The sequence below is a fragment of the Pseudomonas sp. PS01297 genome (assembly GCF_029959305.1).
In the GTDB taxonomy this organism is placed as follows: domain Bacteria; phylum Pseudomonadota; class Gammaproteobacteria; order Pseudomonadales; family Pseudomonadaceae; genus Aquipseudomonas; species Aquipseudomonas helleri.
Genome location: NZ_JASCPQ010000013.1, coordinates 57812 through 74251 on the forward strand (window position 1 = coordinate 57812; position 16440 = coordinate 74251).

The 16440-nt window shown below is 61.0% G+C and carries 14 protein-coding genes; 11 read left to right on the plus strand and 3 right to left on the minus strand.

Annotation, left to right across the window (positions count from 1 at the left end; translation table 11 throughout):
• Positions 1-288: 288 nt before the first annotated feature.
• The 10 genes from QMX84_RS06810 (at position 289) to QMX84_RS06855 (ending at position 11307) form a co-directional block, all read left to right on the plus strand.
• Positions 289-741 (plus strand): Lrp/AsnC family transcriptional regulator, encoded by a 453-nt coding sequence (locus QMX84_RS06810; RefSeq protein ID WP_262124221.1) that lies wholly within the window; start codon positions 289-291, stop codon positions 739-741.
• A 171-nt stretch (positions 742-912) separates the two neighbouring features.
• The gene (locus tag QMX84_RS06815) at positions 913-2595 is read left to right on the plus strand and encodes an NAD(P)/FAD-dependent oxidoreductase (protein ID WP_262124219.1); all 1683 of its coding nucleotides are present in this window, start codon (positions 913-915) and stop codon (positions 2593-2595) included.
• 130 nt (positions 2596-2725) lie between these two features.
• Positions 2726-3520: a carbon-nitrogen hydrolase family protein gene (locus QMX84_RS06820; protein ID WP_282363447.1), complete on the plus strand. Its 795-nt coding sequence runs from the start codon at positions 2726-2728 to the stop codon at positions 3518-3520.
• A gap of 48 nt (positions 3521-3568) precedes the next feature.
• Positions 3569-6007, plus strand: coding sequence for a pyrroloquinoline quinone biosynthesis protein PqqF (pqqF, locus tag QMX84_RS06825; RefSeq protein ID WP_282363448.1), 2439 nt, complete (start codon positions 3569-3571; stop codon positions 6005-6007).
• A 151-nt stretch (positions 6008-6158) separates the two neighbouring features.
• Complete coding sequence (pqqA, locus tag QMX84_RS06830) at positions 6159-6233, plus strand: pyrroloquinoline quinone precursor peptide PqqA (protein ID WP_003422658.1); 75 nt, start codon at positions 6159-6161, stop codon at positions 6231-6233.
• A gap of 97 nt (positions 6234-6330) precedes the next feature.
• Entirely contained in the window at positions 6331-7242 is a 912-nt protein-coding gene (gene pqqB, locus QMX84_RS06835; RefSeq protein WP_262124214.1) for a pyrroloquinoline quinone biosynthesis protein PqqB, read from the plus strand.
• A gap of 104 nt (positions 7243-7346) precedes the next feature.
• Positions 7347-8099 carry a pyrroloquinoline-quinone synthase PqqC gene (pqqC, locus tag QMX84_RS06840; protein ID WP_048372266.1) on the plus strand — a complete coding sequence of 251 codons (753 nt, stop codon included), beginning with the start codon at positions 7347-7349 and terminating at the stop codon, positions 8097-8099.
• Entirely contained in the window at positions 8096-8371 is a 276-nt protein-coding gene (gene pqqD, locus QMX84_RS06845; protein ID WP_048372268.1) for a pyrroloquinoline quinone biosynthesis peptide chaperone PqqD, read from the plus strand. Before pqqC ends, pqqD begins: the two co-directional genes overlap by 4 nt.
• Positions 8343-9515 carry a pyrroloquinoline quinone biosynthesis protein PqqE gene (pqqE, locus tag QMX84_RS06850; protein WP_048372269.1) on the plus strand — a complete coding sequence of 391 codons (1173 nt, stop codon included), beginning with the start codon at positions 8343-8345 and terminating at the stop codon, positions 9513-9515. Before pqqD ends, pqqE begins: the two co-directional genes overlap by 29 nt.
• Positions 9481-11307, plus strand: coding sequence for a S9 family peptidase (locus tag QMX84_RS06855; RefSeq protein WP_282363449.1), 1827 nt, complete (start codon positions 9481-9483; stop codon positions 11305-11307). The genes pqqE and QMX84_RS06855 overlap by 35 nt, the downstream gene beginning before the upstream one ends.
• 90 nt (positions 11308-11397) lie before the next feature.
• Here QMX84_RS06855 and QMX84_RS06860 read toward each other — a convergent pair whose 3' ends face one another.
• Together QMX84_RS06860 and QMX84_RS06865 are read right to left on the minus strand one after the other, a co-directional pair.
• A complete protein-coding gene (locus QMX84_RS06860; RefSeq protein ID WP_048384917.1) occupies positions 11398-11562 on the minus strand; it encodes a YqaE/Pmp3 family membrane protein in 165 nt (54 codons plus the stop codon).
• Positions 11563-11732: 170 nt separating this feature from the next.
• Positions 11733-13016, minus strand: coding sequence for an aminotransferase class III-fold pyridoxal phosphate-dependent enzyme (locus tag QMX84_RS06865; protein WP_282363451.1), 1284 nt, complete (start codon positions 13014-13016; stop codon positions 11733-11735).
• A 228-nt stretch (positions 13017-13244) separates the two neighbouring features.
• Here QMX84_RS06865 and QMX84_RS06870 point away from each other — a divergent pair, with 228 nt between their 5' ends.
• The gene (locus QMX84_RS06870; protein WP_282363452.1) at positions 13245-14144 is read left to right on the plus strand and encodes a LysR family transcriptional regulator; all 900 of its coding nucleotides are present in this window, start codon (positions 13245-13247) and stop codon (positions 14142-14144) included.
• Between the two features lie 347 nt (positions 14145-14491).
• Here the strand turns inward: QMX84_RS06870 and QMX84_RS06875 are convergent, their stop codons facing one another.
• The gene (locus tag QMX84_RS06875; RefSeq protein ID WP_282363453.1) at positions 14492-16270 is read right to left on the minus strand and encodes an acyl-CoA dehydrogenase C-terminal domain-containing protein; all 1779 of its coding nucleotides are present in this window, start codon (positions 16268-16270) and stop codon (positions 14492-14494) included.
• Positions 16271-16440 lie beyond the last annotated feature (170 nt).

Here is a 16440-nt window from a genome sequence, read left to right on the forward strand (position 1 = left end):
ATAACGACTGTTAAACAACTTAATTAACGTATCACCGACACAACTAACTTTTAGCCAATCTTAACGAAGTATCGAAATAGATTGGTTTTTTAACTTACTTTAGATAAACCTATTATTTTTTATGATAATAGTCAGATTGTCACAATTCATGTAACACCCCGCATCTTCGGGCAAGCTTAGATCAACGCTCATCAATTTCAACACTGCCGGGCCAGATTTTGCCGGTTGAGAAGACCCGGCCTGTCCCTTACCCTACCTGCCCCACCCTGCCCACACCGGAGCCTTCCTGTGCCTGATACCCACCCGCCTGCACTGGATGACATTGACCGTCAATTGATCGCGGCCTTGCAGCTTAATGCGCGTGAGAGTGTGGCAATGCTGGCGCGACAGTTGGGGATTGCGCGCACCACGGTGACCTCGCGCCTGGCCCGGCTGGAGAGAACCAAGGTCATCACCGGCTATGGCGTGCGTTTGAGCCAGCGTCTGGTGGATGGCGGGCTGCAAGCCTATGTCGGGATTACCGTGCAGCCGCGCTCCGGCAAGGAGGTGGTGCGGCGTCTGAGCAGCATGGCCCAAGTGCAACAGTTGTGCGCTGTAAGTGGCGAGTTCGATTACGTGGCCTGGCTGCGCAGCGAATCCCCCGAGCAACTGGACCAATTGCTCGATCAGATCGGCAGCGTCGACGGTGTCGAAAAAACCACCACCTCGATCATTCTTAGCAGCAAGGTTGATCGCGGCTAAGGCGTTATGCCTGCGCCACACATCACTCTGTCAGCCATATTCGTCATATTGACTAAACAAATGTCATAACGACGACACTTTGCGTCTTATTACCGTGTTCCGCGCTCCCTAAACTGGCGGCTGTCTTTTCCTATACTCACGTCTAACGCGAGTCGCCCAGTAAGGTCAGCCATGAACAAGAACAATCGCCACCCTGCCGACGGCAAAAAACCGATCACTATTTTCGGTCCCGACTTCCCCTTTGCCTTTGATGACTGGATCGAACACCCGGCCGGGCTGGGCAGTATTCCGGCCAATAAGCTGGGCGCTGAGGTGGCGATTGTCGGCGCCGGGATGGCGGGCATGGTGGCCGCTTACGAGTTGATGAAGCTGGGCCTCAAGCCCGTGGTCTACGAAGCGTCGAAGATGGGCGGGCGCCTGCGCTCGCAAGCCTTCGAGGGCAGCGAAGGGGTGATTGCCGAGCTGGGCGGCATGCGTTTTCCGGTGTCTTCCACCGCGTTTTACCATTACGTCGACAAGCTGGGCCTGGAAACCAAACCGTTCCCCAACCCGCTGACACCCGCGTCCGGCAGCACCGTCATCGACCTCGAAGGCCAGACCTTTTACGCACAAAAGCTGGCGGATCTGCCCGCCCTGTTCCAGGAAGTAGCCGACGCCTGGGCAGACGCGCTGGAGGAAGGCTCGCGCTTTGGTGATATTCAACAAGCCATCCGCGACCGCGACGTCCCGCGCCTGAAAGAGCTGTGGAATACCCTGGTTCCGTTGTGGGACGACCGCACCTTCTATGACTTTGTCGCCACCTCCAAAGCCTTCGCCAAGTTGTCTTTCCAGCACCGCGAAGTGTTTGGTCAGGTCGGGTTTGGCACCGGCGGCTGGGACTCGGACTTCCCCAACTCGATGCTGGAAATTTTCCGCGTGGTGATGACCAACTGCGACGACCACCAGCACCTCGTGGTGGGCGGCGTCGAGCAAGTGCCGCTGGGCATCTGGAGCCATGTGCCTGAACGTTGCGCCCATTGGCCTGAAGGTACCAGCCTGCGCTCGCTGCATCGCGGCGCCCCGCGCACCGGAGTCAAAGCCATATCACGCGCCGTCGACGGGCAGTTTTCGGTCACCGACAACCTCGGCGTCACCCGCACCCACGAAGCCGTGTTGGTGACGTGCCAAAGCTGGCTGCTGACCACGCAAATCGACTGCGAAGAGTCGCTGTTCTCACAAAAAGTGTGGATGGCACTGGACCGTACCCGTTACATGCAGTCGTCAAAAACCTTCGTCATGGTCGACCGCCCGTTCTGGAAAGACAAAGACCCGGACACCGGCCGCGACCTGATGAGCATGACGCTCACCGACCGCCTGACCCGTGGCACCTACCTGTTCGACAACGGTGACGACAAGCCGGGGGTGATTTGCCTGTCGTACTCATGGATGAGCGATGCACTGAAAATGCTCCCGCACCCGGTGGAAAAACGCGTCAAGCTGGCCCTCGACTCGCTGAAAAAGATCTACCCGAAGGTCGACATCGCCAGCCGCATCATCGGCGACCCGATCACCGTGTCGTGGGAAGCCGACCCGCATTTCCTCGGTGCCTTCAAAGGTGCGCTGCCGGGTCACTACCGATACAACCAGCGCATGTACGCGCATTTCATGCAGCAAGACCTGCCCGGCGAACAGCGCGGGATTTTTATTGCCGGCGATGATGTCTCATGGACACCGGCCTGGGTTGAAGGCGCGGTACAAACGTCGTTGAACGCGGTCTGGGGCATCATGACCCACTTCGGCGGCAGCACCCACGCCGACAACCCGGGCCCAGGCGATGTCTTCCACGACATCGGCCCGATTGCCTTGCCGGACTGACCGCTACAAAAATCCGACTGTGGGAGCGGGCTTGCTCGCGATAGCATCAACGCGGTCACTGAGCTAGTCCGCGTCGCCTGCATCGCGAGCAAGCCCGCTCCCACTGGGATAGTGAATAAGGAGAGCCACCATGCGCATCGCCCTTTACCAATGCCAACCCTTGCCACTCGACGTGGCAGGCAACCTCCAGCGCCTGGCTTCCATCGCTTCGCAAGCCCAGGACATTGACTTGCTGGTCCTGCCCGAAATGTTCCTGACGGGCTACAACATTGGCGCCAAAGCGGTGGCCGATCTGGCCCAGCCCTCTGACGGCGACGCCGCGCTGCAGATTGCCGAACTGGCGCAAACCACCGGCATCGCGATTGCCTACGGCTACCCCGAGCGCGACCTTGACGGGCACATCTACAACAGCGTGCAGGTGATCGACAGCCACGGCAAAAGCCTGTGCAATTACCGCAAAACCCATCTGTTCGGCCAACTCGACCGCGACATGTTCAGCCCCGGCCCGGACGCCTTTCCGGTGTTCGAACTGAATGGCTGGCAACTCGGCCTGCTGATTTGCTACGACCTCGAATTCCCCGAAAACACCCGCCGTCTGGCCCTCGCCGGGGCCGAGTTGATCGTCGTCCCCACCGCCAATATGGCGCCGTACGACTTTATCGCCGAGGTTACCGTGCGTAGCCGGGCCTTCGAAAACCAGTGCTATGTGGCCTACGCCAACTATTGCGGGCACGAAGGCAACGTCCATTACTGCGGGCAAAGCAGCATTACCGCCCCCAACGGCGTGCAAGTGGCCTTGGCCGAACAGGACGAAACCCTGATTACCGCCACCCTCGAAAGCCAACAATTGGAGGATGCCCGCACCGGCAACTTCTACCTGGCCGATCGCCGCCCCGAACTTTACACCCCGCTGAGCAAGCGCTGATCGCCCGTAATCCGCTAGCATGTGGGCATCTCTGTTCCGGAAATGCCCATGTCTGCGCTGAACCCCTCCCAAGCCCGCCGTTTGACCCTCACTGACGGCCTGACTCTTTCACTGCGCCACGCGCCGCGCCTCAAGCGCTGTGCGGCGTTTTTACGGGTTCACGCAGGCAGCCACGACGTGCCAGCCGCCTGGCCAGGGCTGGCGCATTTTCTTGAACACCTGTTGTTCCTCGGCACCGAGCGCTACCCCGCCGCCGACAACCTGATGGCCTACGTGCAACGCCACGGCGGCCAGGTCAACGCCCGCACCAGCGAGCGCCACACCGACTTCTTTTTTGAACTGCCGGTGGCCGCGTTTGAAGGCGGCATGGCGCGTTTGTGCGACATGCTCGCTCAGCCACGCATGAACCCGGCAGAGCAACTGCGTGAACGTGAAGTGCTGCACGCAGAATTTATCGCCTGGGCCCGTGAGCCATCGGCCCAGCGCCAGTTCGAATTGCTCCAGCCGCTGAACCCGGCCCATCCGCTGCGGGCTTTTCATGCCGGTAATCGCTACAGCCTGCCGATCCAGCGCCCTGCATTTCAGCAAGCCCTGCACGACTTTTACCGAACGTTTTATCACGCTGGCAACATCAGCCTGAGCCTGGTCGGCCCGATGTCCGAAGACCAACTGCGTACCTTGGCCGAACGCTATACCGAACCCTTCGCCACCGGCCCAGTGCAGGCGCAAACCCGCCCACCGGCCTTGCTGCCACACGGCGAAACCGTGTACCAGCAACTCGACGACCAGCACCTGCACCTGCTGTTCGCCTTCGAGCAGCTACCCGAGGCCTCCAGCACGGCACTGGACTTTTTGTGCCGCTGGATCAATGCCGACAAGCTGGGAGGCCTTATCGCCAACCTGCGCGAACAGCAACTGTGCACCGGTTTGAAAGCCGATACGCTGTACCAGTTTGAGGGCCAGGCGCTGCTGCACATCGCCTTCAGCGCGGCGGGCAACATGACGCAAAACGCCACGCCAGTCCGTGACGCGTTTTACGACTGGCTGGCCTATTTCAGCACGCAGCAAAGCCATCCCGCCCTGCGCAACGAATTCCAGTGGCTGCGCCAGCGTCAGTTGGAGGTCAGCAGCGCACTGGAACTGGCACGCGCTGAAGGTGAGCAACGTGAGCCTGGCTTGTCAGATCAAGCCGTAGCAGCGCTCGCAGGCCTGCTGCAACAGATGCTGCCCGCGGCGCAACCGGCCACTGGCCACGCCTGGCAGTTGCCACCGCCCAACCCGTTTTTGAGCGCCCCCGAAAAGCCTGCCAACGCGGGACTGATCCGTGGCCAGACCAGCGCTCACCGGGGCTTGCGCACCTTTGCCCAAGACCGCTTGCGCAGCCGTCGCGACCATTCGGCCATGAGCTTCAGCGCAGAGCTGCCCGCCACCGGCCACGAGGCCGCGGTTTATCTGCGTTGGCGCTTGCCGGCCAGCCCTGCCGAGAGCCTGCTGCTCGCACTGGAGAACCGCCTGCGCCCGCTGCAACAGGATGCCCGCGAGGCCGGGGTCGAGCTGTCATGCAGTGCTTCAGGCCATGACTGGCAGCTGAAAATGCAGGGCTGGCACACGCCGATGCCTGCCATTCTTGAGCACGCTTTACGCGCCCTTGAAACACCGGACGCACTGCCGGTTAGCTCACCAGCGGCGCCGCTGATGCCGATTCGCCAGCTACTCAAACGTCTGCCGCAATGCAGCCAGGCTGCCACCGACGCCACCTTGAGCGATGCCAGCCAATGCTGGGCGGCGGCACGCTGGGACGGCCTCGCGCTTGGCCTACCTGCGGCCTCGCAGCCCTTGATCAGCGCCGCCCTGAACAAAGCACCCGGCACGCCGGACGCGCATTTGCCAACGGCCGCACATTCAACGCAACGGCGCTGGCTCACCGAACCCTGCGACTCCAGTGAACACGCCGTGCTGCTGTTTTGCCCGGCACCCGACGGTGATCTGGCGGCCGAGGCCGCGTGGCGTTTGCTCGCCCAGTTGGCAAGCACGCCGTTCTATCAACAACTGCGGGTAGAGCAGCAATTGGGCTACGCAGTGTTCAGCGGTCTGCGCCAGCTCAATGGGCAAACCGGCCTGCTATTCGGAGTGCAATCGCCTCACGCCCCCGTGGCAGACATCTTCGAACACATCCGCATATTCCTGGCTCAATTGCCGACGCTCGTCACGGCACTGGATGAAACAACCTTCATCCAGGCGCGAGATACCTTGGCGCAGCAATTTTTGCCCGAGTCATTAAGCGGGGTTCAAGCGAGTGAGCTGCTGTGGCAAGCAAAAATGGGGGGCCACCCGTCGGACGACTTGAAAGCGCTCTATACCGCGCTTATAAGGCTGGATCCACGGACTACACTGCAGGCAGCTCAGCAGATTAATCAGCCTGAGTGCGCTTGGCTGTGCTTGGCTACCCAGCCCGAAACTGAAACGTTTTTTCTCGGACGAAGCTGATTTTTACCAACCGCGTAATGAGCTTTCTTCGACATTGAAGCGCTCAGCAACAGACAATTTTAGTAACATAGCCGTCCAAGTTGTCAGAACCACTCCTTCGGGAGAGGGACTAACCCAGAGACACCCCACCAACCGCTGAAGGAGACACCCTATGTCGTGGACTAAACCTGCTTACACCGACCTGCGTATTGGCTTTGAAGTGACCATGTACTTCGCAAGCCGTTGATCTGTCGCGGCTCTTGGTTATCAAGAGTTGAGCAGAGCAACCCAACGCCTCGGCTCGCCGGGGCGTTTTTATTTTCAGATTTGCAAGAGAACACGCCATGTTTGTCCAGATTTTAGGTTCCGCCGCCGGCGGTGGTTTTCCACAGTGGAACTGTAACTGCGTGAACTGCGCGGGTTTTCGCGATGGCAGCCTGAACGCCAAAGCACGCACCCAATCCTCGATTGCGATCTCTGACGATGGCGTCAACTGGGTGCTGTGCAACACCTCGCCCGACATCCGCGCGCAACTCCAGAGCTTCGCCCCGATGCAACCGGGCCGCGCCCTGCGAGACACCGGCATCAGCGCCATTATTTTGATGGACAGCCAGATCGACCACACCACCGGCCTGCTGAGCCTGCGCGAAGGCTGCCCGCATGAGGTGTGGTGCACCGACATGGTCCACGAAGACCTGAGCACCGGCTTCCCGCTGTTCAACATGCTCAAGCACTGGAACGGCGGCCTGAACTGGAACCGCATCGAGTTGCACGGCTCGTTCACCATCCCGGCCTGCCCGAACCTGCGTTTCAGCCCGCTGCCGTTGCGCAGTGCTGCGCCGCCTTACTCGCCGCACCGCTTCGACCCGCACCCGGGTGACAACATCGGCCTGATCGTTGAAGACCTGCGCACCGGCGGCAAGCTGTTCTACGCGCCGGGGCTGGGCAAGGTCGACGCGCCGTTGCTGGACATCATGGCTGGCAGCGATTGCCTGCTGGTGGACGGCACACTGTGGGACGACGACGAAATGCAACGCCGTGGCGTGGGTACCCGCACCGGCCGTGAAATGGGCCACCTGGCACAAAACGGCCCCGGCGGCATGCTCGAAGTGCTGGAGCAATTGCCCGAGCAGCGCAAGGTGCTGATCCACATCAACAACACCAACCCGATCCTCGACGAAGACTCCGCCGAGCGCGCCGAACTGGCCCGCCGGGGCGTTGAAGTGGCCTTTGACGGCATGAGCATCGAGTTGTAACCCACCCAAAACCTGTAGGAGCGAGCTTGCCTCGCGAGCTTTTAAACGATCAAAAGATCGCGAGGCAAGCTCGCTCCTACAGAGGTTCACCTTCTGGAGGCACCATGACCCAAGCCCCACTCTCCACTGCCGAGTTCGAAGCCGCACTGCGGGCCAAAGGCGCGTATTACCACATCTATCACCCGTATCAGGTGGCGATGTATGAAGGCCGCGCGACCCGCGAACAGATCCAGGGCTGGGTCGCCAACCGCTTCTATTACCAGGTCAACATCCCGCTCAAAGACGCCGCCATCCTGGCCAACTGCCCGGACCGCGAAGTACGCCGCGAGTGGATCCAGCGCCTGCTCGACCACGACGGCGCCCCCGGCGAAGACGGTGGCATCGAAGCCTGGCTGCGCCTGGGCCAGGCCGTGGGTCTGGACCCGGACCAACTGCGTTCCCAGGAACTGGTGCTGCCCGGCGTGCGCTTTGCGGTCGACGCCTACGTCAACTTCGCACGTCGCGCCACGTGGGAAGAAGCCGCCAGCAGCTCGCTGACCGAAATGTTTGCCCCACAGATCCACCAGTCACGCCTCGACAGCTGGCCGCAGCATTACCCGTGGATCGACCCGGCCGGTTATGAATACTTCCGCACCCGCCTGGGCCAGGCCCGCCGCGACGTTGAGCATGGCTTGGCGATCACCTTGCAGCACTACACCACCTACGCGGGTCAGCAACGCATGCTTGAGATTCTCCAGTTCAAACTGGACATTTTGTGGAGCATGCTCGACGCCATGACCATGGCCTACGAGCTGGACCGCCCGCCCTATCACAGCGTGACCGACCAACGTGTCTGGCACAAAGGAATCGCCCTATGAGTTTCGATCGCAGCAAAACCCCGACCTGGCGCCAGGGCTATCGTTTTCAGTACGAACCCGCGCAAAAAGGCCATGTGCTGCTCTACCCCGAAGGCATGATCAAACTCAACGAGAGTGCGGCCCTGATCGGTGGCCTGATCGACGGCGAGCGCGACGTGGCGGCGATCATCGCCGCACTGGACGCGCAGTTCCCCGGCGTGCCGGAGCTGGGTGATGACATCGAGCAATTTATGGAGGTCGCACGTGCACAGCACTGGATCGAACTTGTCTGACAGACCGCTGGCGCTGCCGCCCAAACCCGAGGTCGGCCTGCCGCTGTGGCTGCTCGCCGAGCTGACGTATCGCTGCCCGCTGCAATGCCCGTATTGCTCCAACCCGCTGGACTTCGCCCAGCAAGGCAAAGAGCTGAGCACCGAGCAATGGGTCAAAGTGTTTCGTGAAGCGCGGGAAATGGGTGCGGCGCAATTGGGGTTTTCAGGCGGCGAGCCGCTGGTGCGTCAGGACTTGGCCGAGCTGATCGGCGAGGCCCGCAAACTGGGTTTTTACACCAACCTGATCACCTCCGGCATCGGTCTCACTGAGCAAAAAATCAGCGACTTCAAAAAGGCCGGGCTGGACCACATCCAGATCAGCTTCCAGGCCAGCGACGAGCAAGTAAACAACCTGCTCGCGGGCTCGAAAAAGGCCTTCGCGCAAAAGCTCGAAATGGCCCGCGCCGTCAAAGCCCACGGCTACCCGATGGTGCTGAACTTCGTCACCCATCGGCACAACATCGACAAAATCGACCGCATCATCGAGCTCTGCATCGCCCTCGAAGCTGACTTTGTCGAGCTGGCGACCTGTCAGTTCTACGGCTGGGCGCAACTCAACCGGGTGGGCCTGCTGCCGACCAAAGAGCAATTGGTACGCGCCGAGCGCATCACCAACGAATACCGCGCCAAGCTCGAAGCACAAGGCCACCCGTGCAAGCTGATCTTCGTCACCCCGGACTACTACGAAGAGCGGCCAAAAGCCTGCATGAACGGCTGGGGCAGCATCTTCCTCACCGTGACCCCGGACGGCACCGCCTTGCCGTGCCACGGAGCTAGACAAATGCCGGTCGAGTTCCCTAACGTGCGTGACCACAGCATGCAACACATCTGGTACGACTCGTTCGGCTTCAATCGTTTTCGAGGCTATGACTGGATGCCCGAGCCTTGCCGCTCGTGCGACGAGAAAGAAAAGGACTTCGGCGGCTGCCGTTGCCAAGCCTTTATGCTCACTGGAGACGCCAGCAACGCAGACCCGGTGTGCAGTAAATCGCCGCAACACGACCTGATTCTCAAGGCGCGCGAAGAAGCCGAGCACGCCACCCAGACCATCGAACAATTGGCCTTCAGAAATGAACGAAACTCACGCCTCATCGCAAAAGGCTGAACCTTTCAGCGCCGCCCTCGCCGTTGCCGCCGGTGTCGATTTCGCCGAACTGCGGGTCAGCCCCCACGGCCTGTTCTGGAACGAGTACCGTCCGCAAGAAGGCGCCTGCCGCATTTGGCACTGGCGCGATGAGCAGGCGCACTGCCTGACCCCCGCCACCTTCAGTGTGAGCAGCCGGGTGTATGAATACGGCGGGGGTTCGTTTTGCCTCAGCGATGACGGCGTGGTGTTCGTCAACGAAACCGATCAGCAACTGTACCAACAGGCTCTGGACGGCAGCGCACCGCACGCGCTGACCCACGGCACCTGTCGCTACGGCGACGTGCAGTTTGCCCACGGTCGGGTATTGGCCGTGGAAGAAGCCGCCGCGCAGCACCGGCTGGTCAGCATCGACCTGAGCACCCGCCAGCGCCAGGTGCTGGCCGAAGGCGCCGACTTTTACGCCGCCCCTACCCTCAGCCCGGATGGCCAGCGCCTGGCCTGGATTGAGTGGAGCCGCCCGCATCAACCCTGGACCTCAACCCGCCTGATGCTCGCCGAAGGCCATCACCAAGGCCAGTGGAACCCCGCGCACTGCATTGCCGGGGACCTGAGCGAAGAGTCTCTGCAACAGCCGCGCTTTGACGAACACAACCGCCTGTATTGCCTGACCGACCGCGGCGGCTTCTGGCAGCCGTGGTCCGAGTCGGGCGAAGGCCTGGTGCCCGCGCAAAGCGCAGCGGCCGACCACGCCCCGGCACCTTGGCAATTGGGCGGCCGGACCTGGCTGCCGCTGGGCGAACAAAGCTACTTGGCGACCTGGACCGAAGCCGGTTTCGGACGCTTGGGCATTCACGCGGCTGACGGCAGCGTCGAAGACTTCACCGGCGACTACAGCCGGTTTCGCTGCCTGGCGCTGGATGACGCTTACCTCTATTGCATCGCCGCCTCCCCCGTCAGCCCGTCGGCGATCCTGCGCATTGGCCGCAGCGACAAGCAGGCCCGCGTGCTGGCCGGTGGCATAGCGCCCTTGCCCGCCGAACAAATCAGCCGCCCGCAGACCTTGCGCTACCCGTCCGGCAACGGCGAAGCCCACGGTTTCTTCTACCCGGCGATGCACGGCGAGGTTAAACCGCCCTTGGTGGTCTTCGTGCACGGCGGCCCGACGTCGGCCTGCTACCCGATGCTCGACCCGCGCATTCAGTACTGGACCCAGCGCGGCTTTGCCGTGGCCGACCTCAACTACCGGGGCAGCACCGGCTATGGCCGCGATTATCGGCAAGCCTTGCACCTGAAATGGGGCGAAGTGGATGTTGAAGATGCCTGCGCGGTGGTCAGCTACCTGGCCGGGCAAGGGCTGATTGATGGCGAAAAAGCCTTTATTCGCGGCGGTAGCGCGGGCGGCTACACCACCCTGTGTGCGCTGGCGTTCAAAGACGTATTCCGTGGCGGTGCCAGCCTGTATGGCGTCAGCGACCCGATTGCACTGACGCGCAGCACCCACAAGTTTGAAGGCGACTACCTCGATTGGCTGATCGGCGACCCTGTGCGCGATGCCGAGCGTTACGCTGCGCGCACGCCGTTGCTGCACGCCGGGCAAATCCGCGTGCCGGTGATCTTCTTTCAAGGAGAACTGGACGCCGTGGTCGTGCCACAGCAAACCCGCGACATGCTCAAGGCCCTGGAAGACAACGGCATCCCGGCCAAAGCGTATTACTACCCGCAAGAACGCCACGGCTTTCGCAAAGCCAGCAACCAGGCCCACGCGCTCGAGCACGAATGGCTGTTCTACAGCAAACTGCTAAACCCCTGAAACCCCAAAACCCCTGTAGGAGCGAGCTCGCCTCGCGATCTTTTGATCTTTAAAAGCTCGCGAGACAAGCTCGCTCCTACAGACGGCGGGTCAATTCGAACGCTTGGCGATGATGTACACCGCGTGCACGATCCCCGGGATGTAACCGCACAGGGTCAGCAAGATGTTCAACCAGAATGCCCCGCCAAACCCCACCTGCATGAACACGCCCAATGGCGGCAGCAAAATGGCAATGATGATCTTCAGAAATTCCATACGCTCGGCTCCCAATCCTTAACGGGCTCACACGGCCCTTACCCTTAATCGACTCACAGGCCCGACAAAAGGTTCAGCGCAGACTTATCCACAGACAAAAAAACGCCCCGCGCCGAACGAAACAGGCACAGGGCGACGCGTTATACCGCGAGACGGTTCTTTAAAAGGCGTTACGTCGTAACCGCACGACGGCAGTGCAACTGCGCCGTACGTACGCGGGCAAAGGCCCGGGCCAGACGTAGCAACATCTCGTCGATGTTGCCTTTGCTGACGCACAACGCCGGGGTAAAGCGCAGGCAGTTGGGCTGCGGGGCGGTGATCAACAGCCCTTCGTACAGCGCAGCCTTAACCACGTTCTCAGCCGAGTCATCCGACAAGGTCAGGCCCCAAAACAAACCCTGGCCGCGCAATTCACCCTGTGCATAACTATTGGCCAGTCGCCCCAGCCCTTCGCGCAGGTACTGACCCGCGTCGCGCACTTGCGCCAGAAAATCTTTTTCCAGAATCGTGTCGAGCACCGCGACACCGGCTGCGGTCATCAACGCGTTGCCGTGGTGGGTGCCGCCCAGCTCGCCGGGCTCCAGGCAACATGCTTTGCCACGGGCCAGCAATGCGGCCAACGGCACGCCGCCACCCAGGCCTTTGCCCAGAGTGACAATATCGGCGCGCACGCCGTAGTTCTGCTCTGCCAGCAACGACCCGCAGCGGCCCATGCCGGTCTGGACTTCATCCAGAATCAGCAAAATACCCAGCTCGCGGCACAGGCGCTCGACGCCCTTGAGGTAATGCTCGGTCGCCGGAATCACCCCCGCATCGCTTTGCACCGGCTCCAGCATGATGGCCACGGTCTGTGCATCCACCGCCGCATGCAGCGCAGGCAAGTCGTTAAACGGTACGTTGATAAAGCCCGGCAGTTGCGGCTCAAAGCGGTTGTCGAAAGTGCCGCTGCCCGAGGCCGACATCGCGCCGAAGCTGCGACCGTGGCAGCTGCGCGTTGCGGTGATAATCCGGTGGGCGCCGTTGCGGTGCAGTTGGCCCCACTTGCGCGCCAGCTTGATCGCGCCTTCGTTGGCCTCGGCCCCGGTGTTTAAAAAGTGCACCTGATCGCTGCCCGTGCTCTGGCACAGGCGCTCAGCCAGGGTCAGCATGGCGCGGTTATAAAAGCCTGCGCCGGGGTTCATCAATGACTGGGCTTGTTCCGTCATGGCCTTGACCAGCACCGCCGGGCTGTGGCCCAGGCTGTTCACGGCCCCCCCCTGAGTGAAGTCGAGGTACGCACGGCTGTCGCTGTCCCACATCCAGGAACCCTGGCCACGCACAAACACCTGCGCCGGGCGTTCTACGCTGGGCATCAGGCAAAAGCGGGCTTGCGGGTTGCTCTCATGCGCGGGGGCAGGCTCCGCCACGGGTTGAGCAAGATGGGCTTGGGGGCGACGCAAGTTAAACAGGTTCATGCACGCAGGCCTTGTGTTCATAAGCAGATTCGATTTGCAACCGCCCCGGCACGGCCCGGGCGCTAAAACCTCTGACGGGTTTTTAGCCTTGCCTATGTAAATAAGCGCGCCACCGGTACGGTTTATCGCGCGTTTTTGCTCGATAGCCCCAGTGGAACGGGCGTAGACTAGGCGCCCACAAGCCTTTGAGCTATTTCGTTTTTTAAGCATTTTCGATAAGTATTACTTATGGATTTCAAGCAACTGCGTTATTTCGTCGCGGTGTACGAAGAAGGCCATGTGGGCCGCGCTGCCGAGCGTCTGTCGATCTCGCAACCGGCGCTGTCACAGCAGATCCGCCAGCTCGAACACAACCTCGACGTGACCCTCTTCGAGCGCAGCAGCAAACGCCTGCTGCCCACCCTGGCCGCCCATACGCTGTACAACCACGCCTTGCCGCTGCTCGACGGCTTGCAGCGTGCGCGTGAAGCGTTGAGTAACTTTCAAGGCCATGCGCTGCGCACCATTGCCATTGGCGTACTGCAAACCGTGCACACCAGCCTGGTGCCGCAAATGCTCGAGCGCGTGCGTCAGGCACAGCCGCATTTGGTGGTACAGATTTACGAATTGACCGGCATGGAAATCGAGCGGCGCCTGCTCAATGGCTCACTGGACATCGGTATCAGCTACCTGCCGCCGCGCCAGCCGGGGTTGCATGGCACGCAGCTGTACGAAGATGAACTGCAACTGGTCATCCCGGCGGATCATCCGCTGCGTGAATTCAAGAAGGTGTCACTGACACAGGCCGCCGAGTTGCCGATGTTGTTGCTCGGGGAAGAGTTTCAGGTGCGCCAGATCTGGCAAAACCAACTGGCCAGCCTGGGCCGTCGCCCGCAGGTGCAGGCCGAGTTGAACACCATGGCCGGGATACTCGACAGCTTGCTGCACACCAAGTTGGCGACCGTGCTGCCGGGGCGCTCGCGCCATGAGAATGACCATCAGGCGCTGCTCTGGAAACCCCTGAGCGAACCCCGCGTGCCGCTGAAAGTCGGCCTGGTGTGCCGCGACGTGCAGCGCCAGCAAGCCACCCTGGGGCTATTGCGCAGCCTGCTTGAAGACGTGATTCAACACCAGGAGGCGCCGCTGTAAGGCTGCACGATTCCCTGTAGCCGCTGCCGCAGGCTGCGATGGGCTGCGTAGCGGCCCTGCATTGAACCAAGAGCGAAGGTCCTTCGGCCCTTATCGCAGCCTTCGGCAGCGGCTACAGAAATTTCAGGCGCACAAAAAAGAAAACCCCGCCTAAGCGGGGTTTTGCAGACTGTTTCCCTGACATCCTTTTCGCTCCACCATCCTGGCGGAATCCTACGTGTCCGTGTTGTTGCTTTGAGCTTCCTGCTCTACGTCCTTGAAACCAAGATTACCCATGGATCCAATTTGGCGATATGGGCGATTGGCAGCACGTAATGTAAGCAAAAGCTTACACAGGACTAAACACCTTAAAACTGGGCCTCATCCAGCAAATACAGCGACTCACTGCCCGCCTTGACCGAAGCACTCAACGAATGGATACGCGGCAATAAACGCGCGAAATAAAAGCGCGCAGTGCCCAGCTTGCTGGCATAGAACGCGTCATCCGCCTCTTTACCCTGCGCCGCACGGGCCATCAACGCCCACATGTAGGCATACGCGGTGTAGCCGAACACGTGCAGGTACTCAACCGACGCCGCGCCGATTTCATTCGGGTTGTGTTGCGCGCGGTCCAGTACCCAGGCGGTCAACTGGTCAAGGTTGTCCAGCGCAGCGGCCAACGGCTGGGTGAACTCGTTGAGGTCAGCCGGGGCCTGCGCGATGAACTGGCGGATCTCGTCAGCGAACACGCGGTAGTCAGCCCCGCGATTACCGACGATCTTGCGCCCCATCAGGTCCAGCGCCTGAATGCCGTTGGTGCCTTCGTAGATCTGCGTGATGCGCACATCACGCACCAGTTGCTCCTGGCCCCACTCGCGAATGTAGCCATGGCCGCCAAACACTTGCTGGCCGTGCACCGTGGTCTCCAGCCCAAGGTCAGTCAGGAAGGCCTTGGCCACTGGCGTCAGCAACGCCACCAAACCATCAGCGCGAGCGCGGGCGGTCGGGTCTTCGCTGAACTTGGCGATGTCCAACTGATTGGCCACGTAGGTCGAGAACGCGCGGCCGCCTTCGTTGGACGCCTTCATGGTCAGCAGCATGCGGCGCACGTCGGCGTGCACGATGATCGGGTCAGCCGCTTTGTCTTTGGCCTGTGCGCCGGTTGCCGCGCGCCCTTGCAGGCGGTCACGGGCATATTCCACGGCGTTCTGATACGAGCGCTCGCCCGAGGCCAGGCCCTGGATACCCACGCCCAGACGCTCGTAGTTCATCATGGTGAACATCGCCGCCAGGCCACGGTTAGGCTCACCCACCAGATAACCCACGGCCTCATCGAAGTTCATCACGCAGGTCGACGACGCCTTGATGCCCATCTTGTGTTCGATCGAACCGCAGAACACCGGGTTGCGCTCACCCAGGCTGCCATCGGCATTGACCAGCACCTTGGGCACCAGGAATAGCGAAATGCCTTTAGGCCCCGCGGGTGCGTCCGGCAGTTTGGCCAGTACCAAGTGGATGATGTTTTCGGTGAGGTCGTGCTCGCCACCGGTGATAAAAATCTTCGTCCCGCTGACCTTGTACGAACCGTCAGCTTGCGGCTCGGCCTTGGTGCGAATCATCCCCAGGTCGGTCCCGGCGTGCGGCTCGGTCAAGCACATGGAACCGGCCCACTCGCCCGAGTACATATTGGGCAGGTACGTGGCTTTGAGTTCTTCGCTGGCGTGGGCGTTGATCGACACGCAGGCGCCTGAGGTGAGCATCGGGTACAGGCCAAAGGCCAGGCTGGAGGAGTTGATCATTTCTTCGACCTGGGCCGACACCGCCTTGGGCATGCCCATGCCGCCGAACTCCGGGTTGCCGCCCACGCCCACCCAACCGCCTTCGGCGTAGGTTTTATAGGCATCGACAAAACCGGCCGGCGTGGTCACCACGGAGTCATTCCAGTGGCAGCCTTCCTCGTCAGCGTCGCGACTCAACGGGGCGACGCTCTTGGCGGTCACCTTGCCGGCTTCTTCGAGAATGGCTTCGACCGTTTCAGCATCAACGGACTCGGCCAATGCAGGCAGTTGCGCCCAGAGAGCAGCAACTTCGAACACTTCATTGAGGACGAAGCGCATATCACGCAGCGGCGCTTTGTAATCAGCCATGGCAAACCTCGTAATCTGTAAACGACGATTAATGTGGGACGCAGTCTAGCTTAACGACGCGAGTGATACATAGGGTCAAGCAGTGACTAATATTTATAATTCGGTCACTATTTTGTAGGAGCGAGCTTGCCTCGCGATCTTTTGATCTTTAAAAGATCGCGAGGCAAGCT

Bases quoted from the DNA above. Each gene is read 5' to 3' on its own strand.
- QMX84_RS06875 (WP_282363453.1), bottom strand. From the start codon at position 16,270: ATGGCTGATTACAAAGCGCCGCTGCGTGATATGCGCTTCGTCCTCAAT.
- pqqD (WP_048372268.1), top strand. From the start codon at position 8,096: ATGAGTTTCGATCGCAGCAAAACCCCGACCTGGCGCCAGGGCTATCGT.
- pqqC (WP_048372266.1), top strand. From the start codon at position 7,347: ATGACCCAAGCCCCACTCTCCACTGCCGAGTTCGAAGCCGCACTGCGG.
- QMX84_RS06860 (WP_048384917.1), bottom strand. From the start codon at position 11,562: ATGGAATTTCTGAAGATCATCATTGCCATTTTGCTGCCGCCATTGGGC.
- QMX84_RS06815 (WP_262124219.1), top strand. From the start codon at position 913: ATGAACAAGAACAATCGCCACCCTGCCGACGGCAAAAAACCGATCACT.
- QMX84_RS06820 (WP_282363447.1), top strand. From the start codon at position 2,726: ATGCGCATCGCCCTTTACCAATGCCAACCCTTGCCACTCGACGTGGCA.
- QMX84_RS06870 (WP_282363452.1), top strand. From the start codon at position 13,245: ATGGATTTCAAGCAACTGCGTTATTTCGTCGCGGTGTACGAAGAAGGC.
- QMX84_RS06865 (WP_282363451.1), bottom strand. From the start codon at position 13,016: ATGAACCTGTTTAACTTGCGTCGCCCCCAAGCCCATCTTGCTCAACCC.
- pqqF (WP_282363448.1), top strand. From the start codon at position 3,569: ATGTCTGCGCTGAACCCCTCCCAAGCCCGCCGTTTGACCCTCACTGAC.
- pqqB (WP_262124214.1), top strand. From the start codon at position 6,331: ATGTTTGTCCAGATTTTAGGTTCCGCCGCCGGCGGTGGTTTTCCACAG.
- QMX84_RS06855 (WP_282363449.1), top strand. From the start codon at position 9,481: ATGAACGAAACTCACGCCTCATCGCAAAAGGCTGAACCTTTCAGCGCC.